The 2,150-nt window shown below is 68.8% G+C and carries 2 protein-coding genes; both read right to left on the bottom strand.

The annotated features are described in order from the left end of the window. Positions 1-264 precede the first annotated feature (264 nt). On the bottom strand, positions 265-561 hold the full coding sequence (locus tag AB0I71_RS32420; RefSeq protein ID WP_357591168.1) for an HNH endonuclease signature motif containing protein: 297 nt from the start codon (positions 559-561) through the stop codon (positions 265-267). A gap of 300 nt (positions 562-861) precedes the next feature. Beyond that, positions 862-1,962 carry an AAA family ATPase gene (locus AB0I71_RS32415; protein WP_357591166.1) on the bottom strand — a complete coding sequence of 367 codons (1,101 nt, stop codon included), beginning with the start codon at positions 1,960-1,962 and terminating at the stop codon, positions 862-864. Between the last annotated feature and the right edge of the window lie 188 nt (positions 1,963-2,150).

The raw sequence follows: 2,150 nt of genomic DNA, 5'->3' as shown, positions 1-2,150 counted from the left end.
GTCACGCCCGGACGGGGCGTCTGCACCCCGAACACCCCCACCTCCAGGGCTTCGGCCAGCAGTGCCGCCGCGAACCCGGCTGTGGGCACATCAGCGGCAGCAGCGGCGGCAGCCAGGCGGGCAGCCGTCGCCTCGTTCAGCGGAATCTCCATGATCAAACCCCTCCTTGTGGATCAACTGCATGAACTTCCGGCCGGTAGAAAAAAAGAAGACAGGCAATGCGCGGCCTGTTCCGGCGGCGGCCCTAAAAACTGGGGGTGATCATCAGGCGGCCTCGTCCCATAGCGGCTGTTGGCCTGCCTGCCGCCGCTTGTAGGCGATGCCCCGCAGGGTGTTCTCGGAGCGGGTGACGGGCTCCAGGTGATCGGGGTTGACGCAGGCGCGGTTGTTGCAGAGGTGATCGAGGTCGAGGTCCCCGGGTATCGGGCCGCGCAGGTGTTCGTACATGGCGCGGTGTGCTGGCACGTTCCGCCCGTGCCGGGATATCTGCCCGTAGCCGACGTTCATCATGGTGCCGGTCCAGCGCCAGCAGCCGTCGGGCTGCACCTCGTACCGAGACATCAGGCGGGCGACTAGTGATCGTTCCTTCTGCTGCCATGTCTGCGACCGGCGGTAGCGCGGTAGTCGGTACATGATCGTTCTCCCTATCTGCGGTGTGCGGTGTGCTGCGGCGGCGCAGCAGTTCGACCGGTAGTTCGTCCGGCTGCCGGGCCTCTTAAGGCCCGGCAGCCGGCGGTCGTTACGACCGGAGGACTTCGACCGGCCGGCAAAGGGCGTTGACCTGCGTTTTTCCGGTTCCACCGGCAGTTCGTCCGGGAGTTCGTCCGGCAGTTCGTCCGGGCAGTTCGTCCGGGTCCTTTCTCACGGTCGCCGCCCCTCCATCCGGTATTGGGTGTTTCGGCCTCGTCCGGTGACGGCGCGGAGCAGCCCATCCCGGGACAGGCCGTTGATGTACTCGTAGGCGGTGGTGGCGGACACGCTCATCCGCTCGACCAGGGCGTCGCGGAGCTGCGCACGGGTGAAGGTGCCGTCGCCGAAGACGGCTCGGGCGATGGCCTCGGCGTTGTTGGCTACCGCCTGCGCCCGCTCCTGCGCGGCGACGCCTTCGATGACGCAGGAGCCGTGGGCGGCCTTGCGGCGCAGCAGGATCGGCGGGCCTGCCTCGCCGTCCTTCACCTTCTTCCGTTCCAGCCGCAGCTCCGGCGACTTGGCGGTGCCGTGCAGCACGAGCACTTCGTCTGTGTTGGCCTCCCACTGGTAGCCGCCCCGGGTGCGGCCGTCATCGGACCAGCCGGGGTGGTGCACCAGGAGGACGGTGCCGTCGATGGCGTCGGCGAGGTCGGCCATGCGCCGGGTGATCGTGGCGGCGTCCTTGGTTTCATCGACGTCAGGGCCGAGGGATGACAGGGTGTCGAGGATGATCAGGCCGACGCCGTGGGCGATGGCGAAGGCGAGGATGTCGGCCCACGTGTGCGGGCTGGCGATGCTGCCAGGGCGCACCACGAAGATCACGTCACCGTCGTCTATGGGCTGCCCGGCGTTCCACGCCTGCTCCCATGCGGTGATCCGGGCGTCGAGGCCCGCCGCGCCTTCACCGACGATGTACAGGACGGGGCAGCGTTTCACGGCCCGCCCGAGCCAGTCGCGCCCGGTGCCTACGGCGCAGGCGAGGGCGAGGGCGAGGAACGTCTTGCCGGAGCCGTAGCTGCCGACGAGGACGGCGGTGGCGCGGCGGGACAGGATGCCGTCGATGAGCGGCTCGATGGGCGGGATGCTGCGCAGGGCGGAGCGTCGGATCACCTGCGCGGCGAAGCGGTTGGGCGGCGGCTCGTCCTGCTCCTCCTTCGGGCGGGTGCCGTTCACCGCCAACGCGACGGGGGCGTTGGGGTTGTAGCCGGGCTCGTTGAGCGCCCGGTACCAGTCGTCCAGGAACACCTTGTCGGCGGGATCTTCCGTGTCCAACGGGGGTTGTCCTCTCGCATCCGGAGCCCCCCTGGTCTTGGGCTGTTGTGTGCCGCTCCGGGTACGATTCGACCCGGGGTAGTAGTAGGTAGTTGTGTGCAGTAGGTGGCTAATCCGCCGCCCGCCCTCCCGGCCTTGATCACCGGGAGGGCGGCGGTGTCTCATCCGCCGTCGTCAGACTCGGCGTC

This window comes from Micromonospora sp. NPDC049891 (genome assembly GCF_040660295.1).
Lineage (GTDB): Bacteria > Actinomycetota > Actinomycetes > Mycobacteriales > Micromonosporaceae > Micromonospora.
This window is presented reverse-complemented; position numbering and strand designations above follow the sequence as displayed.

Coding starts and splice junctions, on each gene's coding strand:
- AB0I71_RS32420 (WP_357591168.1), bottom strand. CDS start 561: ATGTCTCGGTACGAGGTGCAGCCCGACGGCTGCTGGCGCTGGACCGGC.